The 19,510-nt window shown below is 54.5% G+C and carries 6 protein-coding genes and 2 pseudogenes; 5 read left to right on the plus strand and 3 right to left on the minus strand.

Annotated features, from left to right (window positions below; all coding sequences use genetic code 11):
• Positions 1-446: 446 nt before the first annotated feature.
• From E1180_RS22740 to E1180_RS05540, 3 genes and pseudogenes are all read right to left on the minus strand, one after another.
• Positions 447-2,284: pseudogene (locus E1180_RS22740) on the minus strand (hypothetical protein).
• Positions 2,285-2,345: 61 nt separating this feature from the next.
• Positions 2,346-2,795, minus strand: a pseudogene (locus E1180_RS22040) (IS5 family transposase); the annotation flags it as partial.
• Positions 2,738-3,127: a transposase gene (locus E1180_RS05540; protein ID WP_155190181.1), complete on the minus strand. Its 390-nt coding sequence runs from the start codon at positions 3,125-3,127 to the stop codon at positions 2,738-2,740. The pseudogene E1180_RS22040 and the gene E1180_RS05540, both read right to left, overlap by 58 nt.
• A gap of 823 nt (positions 3,128-3,950) precedes the next feature.
• Here E1180_RS05540 and E1180_RS05545 point away from each other — a divergent pair.
• The 5 genes from E1180_RS05545 to drmB all read left to right on the plus strand — a co-directional run bounded on the left by E1180_RS05545 (position 3,951) and on the right by drmB (position 19,481).
• Entirely contained in the window at positions 3,951-6,635 is a 2,685-nt protein-coding gene (locus E1180_RS05545; RefSeq protein WP_155190182.1) for an ATP-binding domain-containing protein, read from the plus strand.
• Positions 6,636-6,833: 198 nt separating this feature from the next.
• Positions 6,834-10,061, plus strand: a complete 3,228-nt coding sequence (drmD, locus tag E1180_RS05550) for a DISARM system SNF2-like helicase DrmD (RefSeq protein ID WP_155190183.1) — start codon at positions 6,834-6,836, stop codon at positions 10,059-10,061.
• Positions 10,043-14,134, plus strand: a complete 4,092-nt coding sequence (locus E1180_RS05555) for an Eco57I restriction-modification methylase domain-containing protein (RefSeq protein ID WP_208996956.1) — start codon at positions 10,043-10,045, stop codon at positions 14,132-14,134. The genes drmD and E1180_RS05555 overlap by 19 nt, the downstream gene beginning before the upstream one ends.
• On the plus strand, positions 14,134-17,610 hold the full coding sequence (gene drmA / locus E1180_RS05560) for a DISARM system helicase DrmA (protein ID WP_155190184.1): 3,477 nt from the start codon (positions 14,134-14,136) through the stop codon (positions 17,608-17,610). Before E1180_RS05555 ends, drmA begins: the two co-directional genes overlap by 1 nt.
• Complete coding sequence (gene drmB, locus E1180_RS05565; RefSeq protein ID WP_155190185.1) at positions 17,607-19,481, plus strand: DUF1998 domain-containing protein; 1,875 nt, start codon at positions 17,607-17,609, stop codon at positions 19,479-19,481. The genes drmA and drmB overlap by 4 nt, the downstream gene beginning before the upstream one ends.
• The last annotated feature ends 29 nt before the right edge of the window (positions 19,482-19,510 follow it).

Genomic DNA, 19,510 nt, shown 5'->3' on the forward strand with positions numbered 1-19,510 from the left:
TCCTGGGTTCTGGCGAGGCCTGGGTTTCCTGTTTGAACTAAAATTTTGCCCCAACCGGCGACACGTGGGTCCCGAATGAGGGTGACATTTCCGCCAGCTTGCGACGTTGACGTCGCGGCTGAGTCCTTTTGCTTGAGGGATTGAGTTCTTCGAAATCGCAGGCGAAATCCTGGGGCCGTTTCAACTCTGGACATCTCGATGTTTCGTTGGACACGAATAGAGTGGTGTGACTTGGACGGTCAAAAACGGAGAATTGTTTGATCAAAAAAATTTTCACACATGGCGGGAAATGTCCGAAATCAGAAACCGGTTGCTCAATTCGGGCTATGCACCGCATTGGATTGAGCCCAAACCGGCATCACCTCGATTGACGTTAGGATTGCACGATGAGCAGCATTGAAAGCCAAATTTGATCTGTGCTGAAATGCGGTTGCTCAGGCTTTTCGCTACGCCGCATCCCATACCTTGTTGAGAATTCTCGCCGCGATTTCTGCTTTATCCTGCGGGAGAAAACGGCCGTAATGCTTTGCCACGACTTCAGGAGTATCCTGAATGGCGTAACTGGCTTGTTCGTAGGACCCTGTCTGTTTGAGAATATGTGTCGCAAGCACGTCGCGCACGTTATGTGGTCCGTGAGGCAACAAGCCCTTTATCGCGCCTCGCCCGGTCCACGGATTGTAAATTCCATAGCGCTGGATCACGGTTCGCCAAGCTTCGAAAAATGTGTTTTGCGAGTATTCAGCATTCGCGCTCGTAATCTTTGCCGTTTTCACGAAAAATGTGCCGGGATCCTGAGCGGGCCCTATCAGCCGCGATCGGTGCCGATCATTCCAGGCGTCGATTAGTTCGTAAAGCCGCCCGAGATCAGGCAGGATTAATCGAAAAGGCTTTGATCCAAAGAAAGAGGAGTGAGCGTTCTTAAATGCAACGGACGGGATGAGTATCTCCCACCCTCCGTCGCGAGCGCTCCAGCGAAGTTCGCCTCGTTTTGCGTTTTCCAGGTTTCTTTCGGATGTTGGTTGGGTGCCAGGTTTGCAAAGCAAAAGTTCTCTTAAATTTTTCTGCCGCAGACCTGTATGCAATCCAATGCGTAAGAGAAGGAAAGCTCTAACCGCTTCTGCTGCCGCCTTGGGATGACGCTTCTCATCAGGCATCCGGTGCAGTATTTCTTCGGTGATCTTTCGATACTCGCCCACGGGGCTCGGAGCCTCAAGAACTGTCATGATTGGCTCAAAAGGGTCGCGATGTATCCTTACGACCCGCTCGATTTCTTTCTTTCTGGTTCGTGCATGTTTTACCAGCCGGTCACAGCCACTGACCAGTCAGATTGAACATCAGAGATGTCCGATTTTGAAATCAAGCTTTCGATTTCGCGAAGGCCGCCTGATATTTGCTCCGATTGTCGCAGCCAACCAGTTTCTTCCCGGCACAATGCGGACGCCAGGGTCAACATGTCGATCTCCCAAGCGGTGAAAAAACCGCGACGACGCTCACGCCATTGTAAGTACCAGTCCCAAACTTGCGGGAAGATCATCATGCCGAACGTTAGAGCCTCAGGGTCAACTCCAAAACCTTGCACTTCGCTGTCCACGGGAGCAGCGAAAGCCCCGAAGAATAGCCCGAAGTGCTCGACCTTTTGTGCAGCTGTCTCAGCGCCCCATACGCCATTTCGTTGTTGGCCAAACGCTGCGAAAGTTGCTGTCTTGAAGCGCAAGATTTCGGCCATTTCGTCATTCAGACATTTTGGCGCGTCCACAACATACGAGGTATCCGACAACCGGCTACCAGAGACCTTTCTTTGTGAACCCGAGCCAAGTTTGAAACGGACTGCATATCGTTGTCGAATTGCCGCTGCCTGATAGCGGCGATACTCGGTAGATCCGCTGATAATCACTTCGCGAACCCAAGCCAGGATCTCATCCTGTTCGGCGCGTGGCCTTCGTCTGAAATCTTCCGGCAGGTGCCAAACCAGTCGACGGCGTTCCGCCGGGTTCATTTCGTCCAACTCACAGCTCGTATTTGGTGCAGCATTAGCTCTGGAAATTTTGGAAAAGTATCCCTCAGCGAGGCGATATCGTCGTTCGATACGGGTCAGGATATCCTGGCTGATTTTTGACGTCGGTACCGTATTTCTGCGTCCCCATCCGACGAAAGTGCTGCGCTTAAGGCCGTCGTCCGTTCGAACGACGGCATCGTAAAGGTGGTAGATTGACTCACCATGACGCTTGGCATGCAGACGAAGTGCAGCGCCAAAACTTGCGGGTTCGCTCCAAATCGACTCCAACGGCTCTGGAAACTCGACGACTGGCCGCGGTCGCTTGCCCCTCTGTTTGCGTCGATCGTTGTTAGGCCGTGTGGACGGATTTGATCAAGATGAAGGCTGCGGCGATAGCGACGATAGACCGGAAGTTTCTGGCGGTTTTCTCGCAACGCAGGGCGACGCGTTTAAAGCGTTTGAGCTTCCCCATCATTTGTTCGATGCGTGCGCGGCCCCGGTAGAGCGCTTTGGCGAAGTGCCTGGGAATGTCGCGCCGGTTTGATTTGTAAGGGATGACCGGGACAGCCCCGGCCTTTCGCGCAGCCTCTCGATTAGCATTGCTGTCATAGCCCTTGTCGGCAACGATGGCCCGGTGTTTGATTTCGGGGCCGGTTTCCATGAGATCTGTAAACTGCTTGCTGTCAGAGGCTTGGCCACCGGTCAGTTCAAAGCCAAGCGGCAGGCCGTTCCGATCCGTTTTCAGATGGATTTTGGTGCCGAACCCGCCGCGCGAACGCCCGAGCGCTTGACCTTCCTGCCCCCTTTGGCGCCTGCCGCTGAAACATGGGCGCGAATGACGGTGCTGTCGAACATGACAATCAGATGCGCGCCTTCATCAAGCCCGGCCAGAATGGAAAAATAGTCCTCGAACACACCTGCCTTGCCAAGACGGTCAAAGCGTTTCCAGACGCTGTTCCAGTTGCCGAACCGCTCGGGCAAAGCGCGCCAGGAGATGTTGTGAAGCGTGAAATATTGCAGTGCCTCGAGAAACAGACGGTCATTCTTTGCCTTCGCGCCAACCCGTGGCAAGCAAGCCCGGAAAACCTCCAGTGCCAGTTCGAAATCCCGTTCTGTCATCTTGGTACACATCGCCGACCTCCAAATCACGTCGGCAACCTATGAATCACTTTGAAATCAAATCCGGAATCCCAAAACTTATACCTGAGTCAATTCGTCCACACGGCCTAAGTCTAGATGGTGATTGGCAGCCCGATAACTCGGTGTGACTGTTCTTCCTGGTTGCTTCCGGACGCAGCGCAGTTTCGGTAATCGAACGTGTGACGGCATCGAAAATTGGTTGGAGGTTAGATCGCTCTATCATCAGATAGCGAGAATCCAAACCCAATCGCTCGGCTAGCGCTCGGACGTCTAAGCGGCTCCCTCTGTATGCAGGATATTCGTTCCTCTCCAGCAAGTCGACCAAATGCCGGTGGAGAACTTCCACATCTTGCGGTGTGAAAACCGGCGCGAGACGTTTCTCGCAAAAGGTTTTGATCATGCTTTGGGTGAGGGCGGATCGTTTTGATTTCATTAACTAACTTCCATAGATCGGGGGTGCCGAGCTATAGGAAGAAGCGGAGCTAAGAAAGACTGGCGGCATTTAAGTTTGTGCAAAAACGCCTGCTTCGGCCTTTGCAGCGCATAATCTCCCGCCACGGGAGCGGAGAGAGCTCAAGATCAGCCTGACAGACGATCGATTTTGTGAATTAAGTACCGAAAAGGATCGTACCCGCGTGGAACTGGTCTCGAAATTGTTGATTTCCATAGCTAGGCGGATCGGTAATTTTAGTTGAAGGGTTGTGCAACCAAACTGAATTCAACTATTTAGATTAAAACTGCCAATGAAGTACAATTCGCTCGAATAGATAATTACCGCGCCATATCGGCCGTTTTTTGCGTCTCCGGGGGGAATATGAGTCGCGATCACGTTTTAGAGTCGTTTGTATGTCCTGTTGCCGAGGAAGCGCTTTCGACGTTTTCCGTAATCTCCCAGCGAGCAAAGGAACAACTTCTAGATGGAATAAAAGGTGGTGGGCCGTCGGCGTTCGCCAGCATGAACACTTTCACGGACAGTAAGGCTTTGAACAGTCGCAAACGTATCGACGATGAGATCCGTGAAGGTTATCGAATACTCTCGGAAGTTCCGTCTATTGCGCGAGTGGTCGTGGTAGACGAGCAAGATGATAAGACAACGTTCTATTTTTCGAGGACTTCTTCACCGGCGCTAATAGATCCTCCTCTGAAATTTGCAAGTTATCGCTCGCCGGTTGGGCGCCTTGCCGAGTTGGACGTCGGGGATGAGCTCGAGTTACCTCGAGGAGGCGGTGAAAGCATCATTGTCGAGATCATCGAGCATGCTCGGTTTCAGCCAATTTTTTCCGACCTCCAATGGGATGGACGCAATGCAATTCTAGAAGGGGTTGGCTATGGGCCTATCTCTGTACAGTCTCTCCGTGCACTTCTGAAAACAGTTCCTGAGATTGACGAGTCGTTTCTGGATGAACTGCTTAGGGAAGAAGACGAGGACGCAAATGTCCGTAAGGGAATTCGTCGAGCGGTCATCTCCAGTATGGATCTGCGAGACCAACCTGTCTTGGATAAGTACCAAGGCGAAATCTTTCGAATGCCGCTTGGTAGTCGTCTTTTAATTCTGGGGGCACCAGGGACAGGTAAAACAACCACATTGATCCGCCGGCTCGGACAAAAGCTCGATCTTGAGTTTCTTGATGACGCTGAACGTCGAGCCATCCGTGGAGATATTGAATCCGGCCACAATGAAAGCTGGATCATGTTTACTCCAACGGAATTGCTAAAGCTGTACGTGAAGGAAGCGTTCAGCCGGGAAGGTATTCCAGCGCCGGATTCGCGGATCCAAACTTGGTCAGAAATGAGAACCGAACTGGCGCGAAATGAATTCCGAATTCTTCGCACCGCAGCGAGCAAAAGTTCGCTGGTTATGAAAGATACGGCAAAAACAATTGATTCCGGAATCGAGACGCGACTGATTGACTGGTTTTCTGATTTTGATCAGTGGCAGCGTGGTACGTTTTGGGAAGAGTTGCATGAAGCCGCGAAAAGACTAAGCGAAAATCCACTACCAAGTGTTTCCAGCATCGGAACACGTATTCTCGAGATCGTGGAAAAAGCCGACGATGACAATCCGGCAGCCGATTTGTTGGCTCTCACGAACGTAGCTGTCGAAATCGGGTCGTTGCTGGAAAGCATGAAGAAAGACACTGATGACAAAATCCGCCAAAGCCTGAACGTCCATGCATTTCAAGATAAATCCTTCCTAGACGAAATGGCGGCATATGTGGCGTCACTTGAAAAACTCGTGGATGATGACTTCGACCCAGATGAAGAGGATGAAGAGGAGGAGGTCATCCAAACACGTGGAAGCCGGTCTATGGCTGCAACCGCGTATATGAATGCAATGCGCACGCTCGCTCGTGCAAAGGCGCGCCGGAGAAGTTTACCCAAGACTGGACCGACCAGTCGTCTACTTGAATGGTTGGGAGAGAAGACTTTGCCGGAAGAGACCATTCCGGAAGTGGGGGAGAGCCTCGTAGTTCAAGCGGCCCTGAGGATTTTTTCCAATCCCGTAGGTCGGTACATAGACAGAGTACCTTCCAGATACCGCGGGTTTCGAAGGGTGCGTCAAGCTGAGAGCCGTTGGTACCGTACGGAAGGAATTGCTCGATCGGAAGTGCATCCCCTCGAAGTAGATGTAATGCTTCTCACGATGCTTCGGGAGGCGGACCAGCTGATAACCGGAGCGCGAGATTTGATGGAGCGGGATACCGCTGCTCGTCGGATACTTCGGAGAATGGAGCAACTTTACAGGACACAGATTCTGGTCGATGAGGCAACGGACTTTTCTCCGATTCAACTTGCCTGTATGGCCACGATGGCAAGACCGGGTACGCGATCATTCTTTGCGTGCGGTGATTTCAACCAGCGAGTAACGAATTGGGGAACACGCACTGACGATGAAATGAGATGGGTTCTCCCGGATATTGCCACGAAGACTGTCACTGTCGCCTATCGTCAGAGCGGTCAGCTTCATAACTTTGCAAAGCAACTGATAGTCCTGTCCGGAGGCAGTGAAGATGATGCGGTCTTACCAAAATATACAGAAAACGATGGTGTGCCTCCCGTCCTTGCGAAAGGTATGAATGACATAGATCGAACGGCATCATGGCTTGCGAGTCGGATCGTTGAGATCGAGAAATTTGTTGGGGAGCTGCCGTCAATCGCTGTGCTGGTGAATTCCGAGGAAGAGGTCTCGCCAATTGCCAAGTCTCTCAGCGCGACTCTTGAAGACCAAAACATAAGTGTTCAAGCGTGTCCGGACGGTCAAGTTCGTGGTCGCGAGAGTGCGGTTAGGGTATTCAATGTCCAGCACATCAAAGGGCTGGAATTCGAAGCTGTGTTTTTCCTCGGTGTCGATGGCCTGGCTCAGAAACAGCCCGACCTTTTTGACAAGTACCTTTACGTCGGTGCGACGAGAGCGGCGACTTATCTTGGCCTGACATGTGAGGCTGATCTCCCACCTGCGTTGAGTTCTCTCGAGAGCCTATTCGAAACGCATTGGTGATCAGGGGCTTATAGAAGATTTTGTGATGAAGAGACGTAACCGATTGCCGAGGTCTGAAAGTGGAAATTAGCCGAAGCATTTGGCAGGTAGAACTTCCAATCGGGAATTTATTGCATCGGGAAACGGGCCGATTCCGCGAGACACAAACGGAAGTAGCCGTGGATCGCACACGCTACTGGTATTTTGTGCGAGCCAAAGATGACCACTGAGAGCTACCCACAAATTGGTGATTTTGTTTCTGTGCGTGGTCGGAACTGGTTGGTTGAAGACGTAGAGGCTGGAGAGACAGGCCCAACTGTCGCTCGACTGGCTTGCGTCGAAGATGATGCACAAGGGGAAGCGGTCACAGTCGTCTGGTCATCGGAAATCGCCCCTGAGATCGAAACAGATGAAATCTGGAAATCTATTGCCAAGAACGGGTCGGATGGGGCCGATACCTTCTCCGCCTACCTTCGCACAGTGAAATGGGGCTCTGCGACATCAGCAGACCGTAGGCTGCTTCAAGCGCCTTTCCGCGCAGGGATAAGAATGGACGCCTATCAACTCGCGCCTTTGTACAAAGCGCTAAGCCTACCGCGCGTCAATCTACTGATCGCAGACGACGTTGGTCTCGGCAAAACAGTTGAAGCAGGGCTCATTGTTCGGGAAATGCTTCTGCGACGGCGCATTGACTTTGTCCTGGTCTCAGCGCCTCCCTCGATGTTGCAGCAGTGGAAGGACGAACTGGCGGTTAAGTTTGGTTTGGCTGCCACGATCATTGACCGTGACTATCTGGGCCATGTTCGACGCACCCGGGGTTTCTTGTCTAATCCCTGGGCGACAGGTTCTTTTTTCATTCTTTCGCATCGGCTGTTGACCGATGAGACATACGTCGCCGGGTTGCGCGAAATGTTGGGAAACACGCGGGCGAAGTCGTTATTCGTTCTCGATGAGGCCCATCACGCCGCACCTTCCAGTGGATCGCGGTATGCAATCGACAGTCAGCTCACGCGGTCAGTAAATGAATTGTCGAAACGGTTCGAGCACCGTTTGTTTTTGACGGCCACTCCGCACAATGGTCACTCCAACAGTTTTACCGCGCTCCTTGAAATGTTGGATCCGCAAAGATTCACGCGTGGGGTGAAAGTCCGTCCGAAGGATCTCGAGCCGGTCATGGTGCGTCGTCTGAAAGGTGATCTCCGAGCGTTGGGAGAGACCTTTCCGGAGCGGCTGGTTGAACCGATAAAGATCGAGAACATCTCAACCGATGCGCCCGAACTGCGACTCGATCAAATGCTCGCAGACTATGGTGAATTGCGCGGTCGTCGTATCGCCAAGCTTGGACGACGGGCTCAAGTCGAAGCGATGCTGGTCTTTTCCGGTTTGCAGCAACGCCTGTTGTCGTCCGTCGCAGCCTTCGAAAAAACCCTTAACGTGCACCTCCGGAGCCTTCAACGCTACAAGGAAGAGAATGCCAAAGCCTATGGCTCAATGGGTCAGGCGTTCGTTTCCGGGTCCGGTGTTGTCGATGAATTCGATGAGTTAGAGACCGAAGAACAACTGGCGAATCTTATCGAGGAGGATGAAGAAGCCGCGGCAGAAGCCGCAACGCTGGTTGGTGCCGGAGGAGCGTCCCTCGATGAAATTCAGGCAGAAATCGATGCAGTTAACGCCATGCTCGAGGTTGCAGGGCCTGCCGGACAAAGGCCTGACCAGAAAGTGCATTGGATCGCTCAGTGGGTTGAACAAAATCTCCTGAATGGAGCGGAATGGAACGACCGTCGCCTGATCATTTTCACAGAATATGAAGACACGCGGCGTTGGCTTCAGGCACGGCTATCGGAGCTGCTCGATTCTTACGATTGCGAAGACCGGATCGCGGCCCTGACGGGAGCTACGGCGCTCGATCAGCGCGAATTGCTGAAATATGCCTTCAACGCAGATCCATCCGAAGAGCCGCTCCGGATCCTGATCTGCACTGACGCGGCGCGTGAGGGTATAAACCTTCAGCATCGGTGCTACGATCTCATCCATTTCGATCTGCCGTGGAATCCGTCGCGGCTTGAACAGCGAAATGGCCGTATTGATCGAAAGCTTCAACCCGCACCGACAGTCTACTGCCGCTATTTCCTGTATGCTCAGCGGGAAAGCGACATCGTCCTGGATGCGCTTGTCCGAAAAACGGATCGGATCCGGCGGGAACTCGGCGCGGTCGGCAAGGTCATTGAAGATCGGATGATGGAACGGTTGATCAGTGAAGGTATCGGCAAAGGCCGAGGCCAGGCACTGGTTGAGGCTCTGAATTCGGACGAAGACAATGAGGTCATCAGCCGCGCTTTGCGCGAGATGGAGGAAAGCGAAGGGGAGAAACGGCAGGATCGGCTCAAGAATGAAATCGACCGGCTAAGAGCTGTTCTTGAGGAATCTCGCCGGAAAGTGGGTGTCGACCCCGGTGACCTCGAGCGGGCTATACAAATCTCTCTGTCCCGCATTGGCATTCCGTTTCAAGCTGAAGCGGATGGCAGTGGGTGCACTGTCGACACCTACAGCCTGGACCCGCAAGCGCCCGCATTTGCCCATGACAGGAGTTGGGCTGACGTATTCGACGAGTTGCGTGACCGACCCCGAAAACGTGGCGAGAGCCTCAATGACTGGCGCAGGAACACCGAGCCGCGCCGCCTATCGTTTGAGCCGCCGGTTTTAGCAGACGGCAGGGATGCGTCCCATGTCGCTCAGCTCCATTTGGAGCATCGCCTTGTCCGGCGGCTGCTTGCGCGTTTCAAATCACAGGGTTTCCGGAGTGATCTGGAGCGGGCCTGCGTACTCGTTGGCCCAGGAGCAATGCCCCGCGTCGTTCTTCTGGGGCGCCTATCGATGTATGGCCCGAATGCAAGTCGCTTGCATGAAGAGCTCATCCCTGTGGTTGCCCAATGGCGAGAGGCCGATCGTGGTAAGAAGCCCCTGACCGCACTCGCGGAAAAGGGCGAGCGCGCGCATCTGACGCTTGAAGAACTAGAAGAAGCACTTGCCCATGGGCATCCTGCGTCGGAGCACGTCGTCGAGCGGCTCTTGTCCTTCGCGCAGCAAGATGTTGTCGCACTCCGCCCAACGTTGGAAGAACGTGCGATCTTGCGTGCGGCCGATGTGACGAAGGATCTTGTGAAAATCGGTGATGCAGAGGCCACGTCACTCAGAAAACTGTTATCGGAACAGCGCGACCGGATTGCAAATCTCGCGAACGATCCCAAGCAGGCTCAGTTGACGATGGAGTTCGACGCTGCCGAAAAACGTCAGGCGGACAGCGATCGGCGCCATTGGTCTGTACGGTTGTCGGAGTTGGACCAGGAAATCAAAACTGAGCCCAATCGGGCTCGAAACTCATACGATGTAAAAGCCCGAAGGATCGAGCCCATCGGGCTGGTGTATCTTTGGCCTGTGAGCGGCTAGGCGACGAATTCAAAATGGTAAGAACAGAAACAACAAACCCCGATTTTGAATGGCTAGACCATGCTCGCCCGGTCGGATTGGTCGTCGCACGATCAGTGCTTAGTGATTTGGGGCTGGTTCCTGAACGGCAGACGCGTTCCGACTCCGTTCAGGCTGCTGAATTTATCAATATAGACGAAGACGGTGCAGCACTTTCTGACCCCTGGGGCTTTTTCGAAACAGTTCTCGAGTGGGATGAGGCATTGGTTTCAGGTGCTCCGGGGGGACCGGAGCTTCCTGCCTCCGCACGGTCCGATTTGCGCGAGTTGCAGACCGAACTCGAAGCCACATGGGCAATCACAGACCGGAAAAATCCGGAAGATCTTACGCTGCTGGTCCGAATTGAAGATCCCGGGGTAGACCTCGACAAGCGTGGTGCGCTTGAAGGATGGGAAGCAACACCTCATCAGCGGTTCGAAAGGCTACTAAGGGAAACGAGCGCTGAACGGGGCGTTCTCATAGGCGACGATGAACTGCGCCTGGTCTATGCGCCACGTGGTGAAACCTCCGGCTGGATCATCTGGCCCTTGCGCGAATTGACGTCCGTTGCGGGTCGCGTCTTGCTCGGCGGCTTGAAACTGATGCTCGGCAGGTCGCGCCTATTCGTTGGCCGGGCAGAGCAACGTTTGCCGGCCCTACTGAAGAAGAGCCGCGACGAACAGGCGAGCGTTTCCATCGCCCTTTCGGAACAAGTGCTCGGTGCCCTGCATGAAATGCTCCGCGGGCTCTATCAGTCTGATCGCGAGCTCTTTGGAGACCTTGCGGCAAATCGGCCGCAGCACCTCTACGAAGGCATCCTTACTGTGCTCATGCGGCTCGTATTTGTGCTCTATGCTGAAGACCGAGACCTCCTGCCGTCACAAACGGATGCGCGGAGCCGGGCAATTTATGACGAAGGCTACTCGGCGCGTGGTCTTCATGACCGCCTGCTGGAGGATAAGGCTCTTCATCCCGATACGATGAATGAACGCGTTGGGGCCTGGGGTCGGCTGCTCGCACTGTTTCGCCTCATCCATGCCGGCGACCCGAGCGGCTGGGTTAAGGGCAGGGGTGGTGAGTTGTTCGACCCTGACCGGTTCCCGTTTCTTGAAGCGCGCAAGGCGGTTTCGGACGCTCCCAAAGTGCTCCGGGTCTCTGATAGCTGCATCCTGTCCATTCTCGATGGGCTCAGGATGCTGAAAGGGGAACGGCTCTCCTATCGAACTCTTGATGTTGAACAGATCGGTTCGGTCTATGAGACCGTTATGGGTTTCACGGTCGAGAAATTGAGGAACCCGGCGCTGGCGATAAAAGCCGGCAAGAACAACAAGGTACCGGTCTTCATCGATTTAGAAGAACTTTTGAAGACCGCTCCCGGGAAACGGGCAAAATATCTGAAAGACAATGCCGACCGCACCTCTCTCGGCAGCGCGACGGAGAAGGCGCTCAAAGCGGCAAAAACTCAGGAAGATCTCGCAGCGGCACTTGACGGAATTGTTGATGAGCGCGCTTCCCCCGGCAGACATGTCGCACCCGCTGAAACCCCAGTCCTTCAGCCGACGGATGAACGACGTGGCACGGGGAGCCACTATACGCCGCGCTCGCTAACCGAGCCGATCGTTCGGCAAGCGCTGGAACCAATCTTTGATCGTATTGGGGAGGACGCAAAGCCCGATAACATCCTCGAGATAAAGATCTGCGATCCGGCGATGGGCTCCGGTGCCTTTCTGGTAGAGGCCTGCCGTGCAATGGCAGCTCGGCTGACCAAAGCTTGGGAGCGCTGGCCTAGAGAGCGACCGAAGTTACCGCAAGATGAAGATGAGGATTTGCATGCGCGCCGACTCGTGGCGCAGCGCTGCCTCTATGGTGTCGACAAAAACAGGATGGCGACCGATCTCGGGCGGCTGTCCCTTTGGCTGGCGACACTTGCGCGTGATCATGAATTCACCTTCCTCAATCATGCTCTCAAGACAGGCGACAGCCTTGTCGGCCTAACAAAGGCCCAAATCGCAGATCTCACCTGGGATGAACCCGGGGCAGGCCGGCCCTTGCTCCGCAAGGTTGTGCTTGAGGCGATCGACAAGGCGGAGAAGGGACGCGACGCGATCCAGCACGCACCAGATGATGTAACGCTTGCCATCCAGGAAGTGCGTAACCGAACTGTGGAGAAGGAACTGACGGCTATTCGCGCGCTCGGCGATGGCCTGTTGGCAACGTTCTTCGGCGCTTCCAAACCAAAGCCGCGCAAGGAGGCATTGATTGCCCTCCAGGCAGCAATGACCGAGAGAATGCAGCCAGATTGGGATAAAGCTGCTCAGCTCCAGACAGAGCTGCGAACGCAAGGGGGCCATCCGCTCCAACCATTTCATTGGGAGCTCGAATTCCCAGAAGTGTTCGACCGCGAAAATCCGGGTTTCGATGCCATGGTCGGGAATCCGCCATTTCTTGGTGGGCGAAGCATTTCGACAAGAAATGGTGCCTCCTATATTGCCTGGCTAAAGCACGGGCGCGATGACGTAGACGGCGGCGCGGATCTTGTCGCGCATTTCTTTCGTCGAGCCTATTCGCTGCTCCGCCAAAAAGGAGCGATGGGTTTGATCGCTTCCAATACAATTGCGCAAGGAGATACCCGAGAAACCGGCCTTAGAACAATTATTGCCAATCGCGGTAGCCTCTATCGGGCAACCAGTCGTCTGAAGTGGCCCGGCGACGCTGCGGTTGTAGTTTCGACAGTGCATATTGGAAAAGTTTTGCCTGACAATGAGCTTCCCACAATCTTGTTGGATGAACGCCCAGTTGATCGGATTTCAGCCTTTCTAGTCCCCGGATTAAACGATGAAAGTCCTGCCAGGCTAAGCCAAAATGAGAATCTGGCATTTCAAGGATCCATTATTTTGGGAATGGGTTTCACATTCGATGATAAGGCCGCAGAGAAAGGAACGGCTTCATCGCTTTCCGATATGGAAAGGATACTCGAAGATCCGCACAATGCGGAACGGATTAAGCCATACTTGGGAGGAGAAGAAATTAACAACGACCCAAGGCACTGGCATCATCGTTATGTAATTGATTTTGAGGACTTCCCGCTCTGCCGTGACAAGGAACTTCAACTCTGGTCCGATAGTTCTGAGGATGACCGAACCTTGATGTTGCGCAAAGGAGTAGTGCCGCGTGATTACAACCGGCCCGTGGCAGCGGATTGGCCCAAATTGCTCGATATTGTTGAGCGTTATGTCAAACCGGATAGGGAAAAAAGTAAGAATAAGGATGTTAGAGCGTATCCATGGTGGAGGCATTGGCGTCCGCGACCTGAACTTACAGAAGCTATGGTTGGAAAAGATACTGGCTTTGCTCTTTCTCGAGTTTCGCCACATTTGGAGCTCGGTCCTGTTCCCAGTTCAACTACATTCGCCGATTCCTGCGTCGTATTTGCGGTCGAGCCTGTCTTGTATTTGGCCGTTCTCCAATCCCGCATACATGAAACATGGGCACGGTTTTTCTCATCTTCGATGAAGGACGATTTGCGGTACGCGCCATCTGATTGCTTTGCGACATTCCCGTTCCCGCTGGACTACGTGACGAACGCCGAATTGGAAGATATCGGTCGGCGTTATCTCGACCATCGAGCACAACTGATGGCCGCTGCCGATGAGGGCATGACCCCGACTTACAACAAGTTTCACGACCCCTATTGCCAGGCGCCCGCCATTGTCGAGCTGCGGCGGCTCCATGCCGAAATGGATCAAGCTGTGCTTGAAGCCTATGGCTGGGAAGATCTGGCGACTGAAGCCGAACCAGTCTTCCTGACCGAGGAAACGGAAAACGAATTCACTTATCAGGCTCGCCTGTTCTGGCCTTCGGCCTTTCGCGACGAAGTTCTTGCGCGGCTGATTGACCTCAACAAGGTGCGCGCGGCAGAAGAAACAGCCGGGGCCGGGCACGCGGCAGCAATGCTCGACAAGCCGGTTGCTCCGAAGCGCCGCGGTAAAGGGCGGCGGATCGACATGGATCTGGGCGGGGAACGGCAAATGGATTTCACGCTAGGGGATGACTGATGACAGAAAGCAAGGATGTTCGTGCCGGTTTGGTGGATGCCTTCCGCCGAGATCTTATTGGCCCCTATCCGACGCCCAGTCAACCTCAGCTGGATCAGGATCTCGCGGATGAGCGCCTCAGCGAAGAACCGTCGAGATGGTATTTGACAGGCTTCATCGCGCCGCTTCCAGATGCCGAAATCGCAAAAGAGGATGCCGATGACCCAGCATGCCAAGAGGAGTTTGAGAACTCTATAGAACCGGGTACCGGGGAAGATGATGATAGCGGGGCCAAGGACGCTACGACAGTTCGCCGCTTTCTACCTACCTCTATCGGCATGACGGCCATTTTGCCGAAAGACGCAAAGACCTTTGAGGCGGTCGTCGACTGGGGTGACTACAAGGTCGAACCACCAATGCCGGAGCTCGTCCTGGACGGTAAGGAAGCCGCTAAAGGAGACTACGATTGGGTTCGCGTTCCGAGGAACGAGCGTCTCACAATCGAGATCAAACCGGGCCGGCAGAACCTGATCATCCCGGACAGCGCGTCGCTGCAACGAAAAGGTGGGGGCTTGGAGCTTCGCATCGTCTGCCGGCCAACCAAATTGCCGCATCCCGGTGCAGTCGCCTCCGACGGATGGGCGATCAGCGTTTTCGTCGTCAACAATCGCAGTGTAACCCGCAATCGGTCTTTCGCTGACCTCTCATATGCATTTCAGGTTCGGTTGACACTCAAATCCGATGTTCCAATTGAACCAAACGTGGATCTCACCGGCTACGGCGTTGATGAGAAGGATCTCCGCATCAACGATTTGCACTACCGTGATGTCGCGTCTTACGGGAGCGGACATAACACAGCGACGGATTACTTGACGGAGGGCGGTGTGGTCCGAACCATCTGGACCCAACCGATACCCCAGGCAGAAGTCGAGAAAGTCGCTCCGAACCTCGGCATCGAGGGCGTTGAGTTCCGGATGGAGGAACTCGCTCGGCTCGCAAACAGCGGTGGAACTGCGATCGGCGATGCTCTTGAACCGTTTCCCAAGCTCTACGCCGACTGGATATCCGGTCAGGAAGGTCAGCTTTCCACCTTTGACGGCGTGCCGGCCCGAAAGTCGACCGCGGAAGAAATCGTAGCCGATCAGAAACAGGCCTGTGCGCGGATAGCAGCTGGCATCGATTTGCTGCGGACCAACCGATTTGCGCGCCAAGCCTTCGAAGCTATGAATGAAGCTGTCTCCAAGGCAGCGCGTCGGCGCTTTGCAGCCGAGGCTGGCAAGAGCCCAGACGAGGTTGGTGCACCAGCGTGGCGGCCGTTCCAGCTGGCCTTTGTCCTGCTCAATCTCGTTGGCCTTACCGACAAGACCGATGGCGACCGCGAGATTGTCGATTTGCTCTTCTTTCCCACAGGCGGCGGTAAGACGGAAGCCTACCTCGGGCTTGCAGCCTATATGATCGCCTTGCGGCGACTTCAGGGTTCAGGCGTTCTTGGTGCAGGTTTAAGCGTCATCATGCGATACACCTTGCGCCTGTTGACCCTCGATCAGCTTGGCCGTGCGGCTGGTGTCGTTTGTGCGCTGGAGCTAATGCGCAAGGATGCAAGATGGACAGACGAGAAAGGACAACGGCTACTAGGCGACTGGCCGATCGAGATCGGACTCTGGATCGGTTCCAAAGCCTCGCCGAACATATTGGGAGGTCGCGGAAACACGGGTGACAAGACTGCTGTCACGCGTGTGCGGACTTATCGTCGGGACAAGAGGGAGGCCCCGGCGCCGATCAAGAACTGTCCCTGGTGCGGGGAAGCCTTTAAGCCAAGCTCGTTCGATTGCGTACCGAACATGCACGCACCGACACGCATGGAAATCCGATGCGTGAACACGGACTGCGAGTTTAGCGGCGAGGATCCGCTTCCTATCCTTGCCGTCGATGAGGAAATCTATGTCCGCCTGCCGGCGTTCCTGATTGCGACGGTCGACAAGTTTGCCGCTCTTCCATGGATCGGTGAAACGGGTGCTTTCTTTGGCCATGTCGATCGCTTTGATCCCGACCGTGGATTCTTCGGGGCCGGCACGCCCGGTCAAGGAAACAGGCTGCCTAACGGATGGTCATTGGATCCCCCCGATCTGATTATCCAGGATGAATTGCATTTGATTTCCGGGCCGCTCGGTACTGTTGCTGGCCTCTACGAAACCGTGATCGACGGCTTGTCCATCCGTACGGTCGAGGGCCAACCGGTGCGCCCCAAAATTGTTGCTTCGACAGCGACCGTTAGGCGCGCTGATAGCCAAATCAAGGCGCTGTTCAATCGGCGGGAAACGGCAATGTTCCCACCGCCAGGGATCTCCCGGGATGACAGTTTCTTTGCGGTCACTCGAACTTCGGAAGAAGAACCAGCCCGCCTTTATCTGGGCCTGGCCGCTTTAGGTCGAGGACCTCGTCTGGTCTTCCTGCGCGCAATGACGACGTTGGCTGCCTATGCAAAGACAGCCTATGGCGCGAACGCTGGATCCGCACCAAATCCAGCAGATCCCTACATGACCTCGCTTTGCTATTTCAACGCTTTGCGGGAGCTCGGCGGGTCACGTCGCATTGTGGAAGACGAAGTCCGGGATCGTGTCTTCCGATATGGGGCACAGCGGCAACGCAAGCACCCTGTCGGCGCACCGTTTACGGATCGCCGACTAGGTGAACCGGTCGAGCTTACCTCTCGAATTTCGACAGATCAGGTTGCAGATGCAAAGAAGCGGCTGGAAACCAACTATGGTGAAGACCGCGCTGTCGACACCGCACTCGCAACGAACATGATATCTGTTGGCCTGGACATTACCAGGCTCGGGCTCATGGTCGTCCAGGGTCAGCCGAAAACGTCTGCTGAATACATTCAGGCGACCAGCCGTGTTGGGCGGGACTCCAAACGGCCAGGCTTGGTCGTGACTCTGCTGAATGTTCACAAGCCCCGTGATCGGGCTCATTACGAGCAATTCACGCATTTTCACCAAAGCTTTTATCGAGCCGTCGAGGCAACGAGTGTCACACCTTGGGCAGCGCGCGCCTTGGACAGGGCACTTGCCGCCATAGTCGTCGCCATTGGACGGCACATCGACGAAGTGATGTCGCCGGAGCCAAGTGCGGCCGATCTTGGAAACAGTTCCTATGCCAAGAAACAGATTGTTGATCTGATCGTAGATCGGGCCTCACCCATCCTGCAAGCGCATGGTCTGGACAACCTTCGCAGGAACGTCGAGAAACTAATCGATGACTGGATCTCGGTTGCGGACGATCTGACCGCGAATGGAGGAAACTTCGTCTACTCCTATCGGGCAAATGGCGCCCGCCTGCTGCACACGCCATTGGATCCGACAATTGGAAATCTCGATGCTCGGCACCAGCAGTTTCAGGCCGGCCAATCCATGCGCGACGTGGAGCCGACCATCGGCCTGCGCGTCCGCGATCCCTGGAACAACGAAATACGAAGCGCAGGTGATCTGACATGAGCCAGCAGGAACTCAGACTGAGTCAATTGATCACCACGTTTGGTCCAGGCTCGATGGTAGACCTACCCACACGCTCGGTGGTAATCAGCGGTCTCGATTTATGGACCAATGTCGGCAGCATGGAGACCATCGTCGAACCACGGCTTCGCGACATGATCGAGCGTGAATTGAAGCGCAGCGGCCGGTTTCCGGAAGACAAGTCGTTGTCCCTCAAGAAACCTCCTATTCAGGAAGGGGAAAATAGCCGGTCGAGCCCGGGGGCGGTTCCTGCGTTGATATTCCCGGAATGGTTTGTTTGCGAGCCTGAAGCTACTGCTGACCAGGATCAACAGTCACGAATATCGAAACGGAGGCTTGTGACCTGGAGGGAGCTTGACCCCGCGGGCGGTCGTCGGAAGTTTCAGAGTGACTCTGGTCGAAAGGTCGACGTAACCCCCATTCGTTTTGTTGCAGCCTGCAAACGTGGCCATCTACAGGATATCGATTGGCGCTTTCTCGTACACGGGGGAACTCCTTGTAAAAGTCCGATGTGGTTGGAGGACAGGGGCACCAGTGCGGATCCAAAAGACATTCGTGTCACATGCGACTGCGGTCGATTCATCAACATGGAGGAGCTCTTTTCGCCGAAACGGCTGGGGAAATGTCGGGGCCACAAGCCCTGGCTATCCAAAGAGGCGGATCTGGACGAGTGCGAAGAGGATTTGCGCTTTCTCACCAGAGGCGCCACGAACGCCTATTTTCCGCAGGTCGCGAGCGTTATTTCCGTTCCTTCAGAAGAGGATGCTCTGACGAGTTTGGTCCGCAAATTTCAAGACAAGTTAAGTCGTGCGAAATCTGTTGAAATGCTGAAGGCGTTTTTCGAGATGGACACCACAATCGGCCAAGAGTTTTCCGGATATACTGCCGAAGAGATATTTGGCCGTGTTCAGCAATTAGCGGCTGATGTTGGTGAGAATGAAGATGCGGTTATATATTCTCCAAAGCACGCTGAATTCGACATTCTGACCAGCGGCGAGAAATTCATCGGTGAAGACATCGTCGGCTCTCAGCTATATGCGGAGACACTTGATCGTGACCAATTGAATGGCCTCAAAAAGCTTGACTTTTCCATTCTGGAAAGCGTCGTTGCGGTCAATCGCTTGCGGGAGGTTTCCTGCCTTTACGGATTTACAAGGTTGGAGCCGGCACCGGTTGCCTCAGATGGTGGACTGGAGGAAGTGTTCCTAGCGGTGGAAGGGGCTCCGCTCGGTAGCGATACTGATTGGTTACCGGCTGTTGAGCAATTCGGAGAAGGGATATTCCTTAAATTTTCCAGCAACATAATAAAGTCCTGGCTGGACAATCCGGCAGTTAAAGAGCGTGTCGATCAATTGCGCTTGGCCTATCGCCAGTGGGCGCAAAGTTTCAACAATATCTCGTTCCCGGGAGGCGCCTACATTTTCTTGCACAGCCTATCTCACATCTTGATGTCAGAGCTGGCGTTGGATTGCGGGTATCCGGCGACCTCCCTCAAGGAGCGGGTATATGCTCTCGAGGGACAAAAAGGGTCGGGAGCTTACACCAAGCTTGGCATTCTCATTTATACCGCGGGTGCCGGCACTCAGGGAACGTTGGGTGGTCTTGTTTCAAGTGCGCCAAACATTCCGGCTTTAATTGCCCGTGCGTTGGACAGGCATGAACTCTGCTCCAACGATCCGATTTGTGCCGACAACGTGCCCGGATTGTCACCTGATGGTACAACGGTCAATGGTTCCGCTTGCCATGGCTGTTTGCTAGCACCTGAAACAAGCTGCGAATTCCGAAACATGCTACTCGATCGCGCGTTTCTGCGGGCAACGCTAAATCCTAACGTTGGCTTTCCGTTCGAATAAAGTGGTGATTTTGACTTGTTCTGCGCAAC

The organism is Roseibium denhamense, assembly GCF_009711415.1.
GTDB classification, from domain to species: Bacteria; Pseudomonadota; Alphaproteobacteria; order Rhizobiales; family Stappiaceae; genus Roseibium; species Roseibium denhamense.

Coding starts and splice junctions, on each gene's coding strand:
- drmB (WP_155190185.1), top strand. CDS start 17,607: ATGAGCCAGCAGGAACTCAGACTGAGTCAATTGATCACCACGTTTGGT.
- drmA (WP_155190184.1), top strand. CDS start 14,134: ATGACAGAAAGCAAGGATGTTCGTGCCGGTTTGGTGGATGCCTTCCGC.
- drmD (WP_155190183.1), top strand. CDS start 6,834: ATGACCACTGAGAGCTACCCACAAATTGGTGATTTTGTTTCTGTGCGT.
- E1180_RS05540 (WP_155190181.1), bottom strand. CDS start 3,127: ATGTGTACCAAGATGACAGAACGGGATTTCGAACTGGCACTGGAGGTT.
- E1180_RS05545 (WP_155190182.1), top strand. CDS start 3,951: ATGAGTCGCGATCACGTTTTAGAGTCGTTTGTATGTCCTGTTGCCGAG.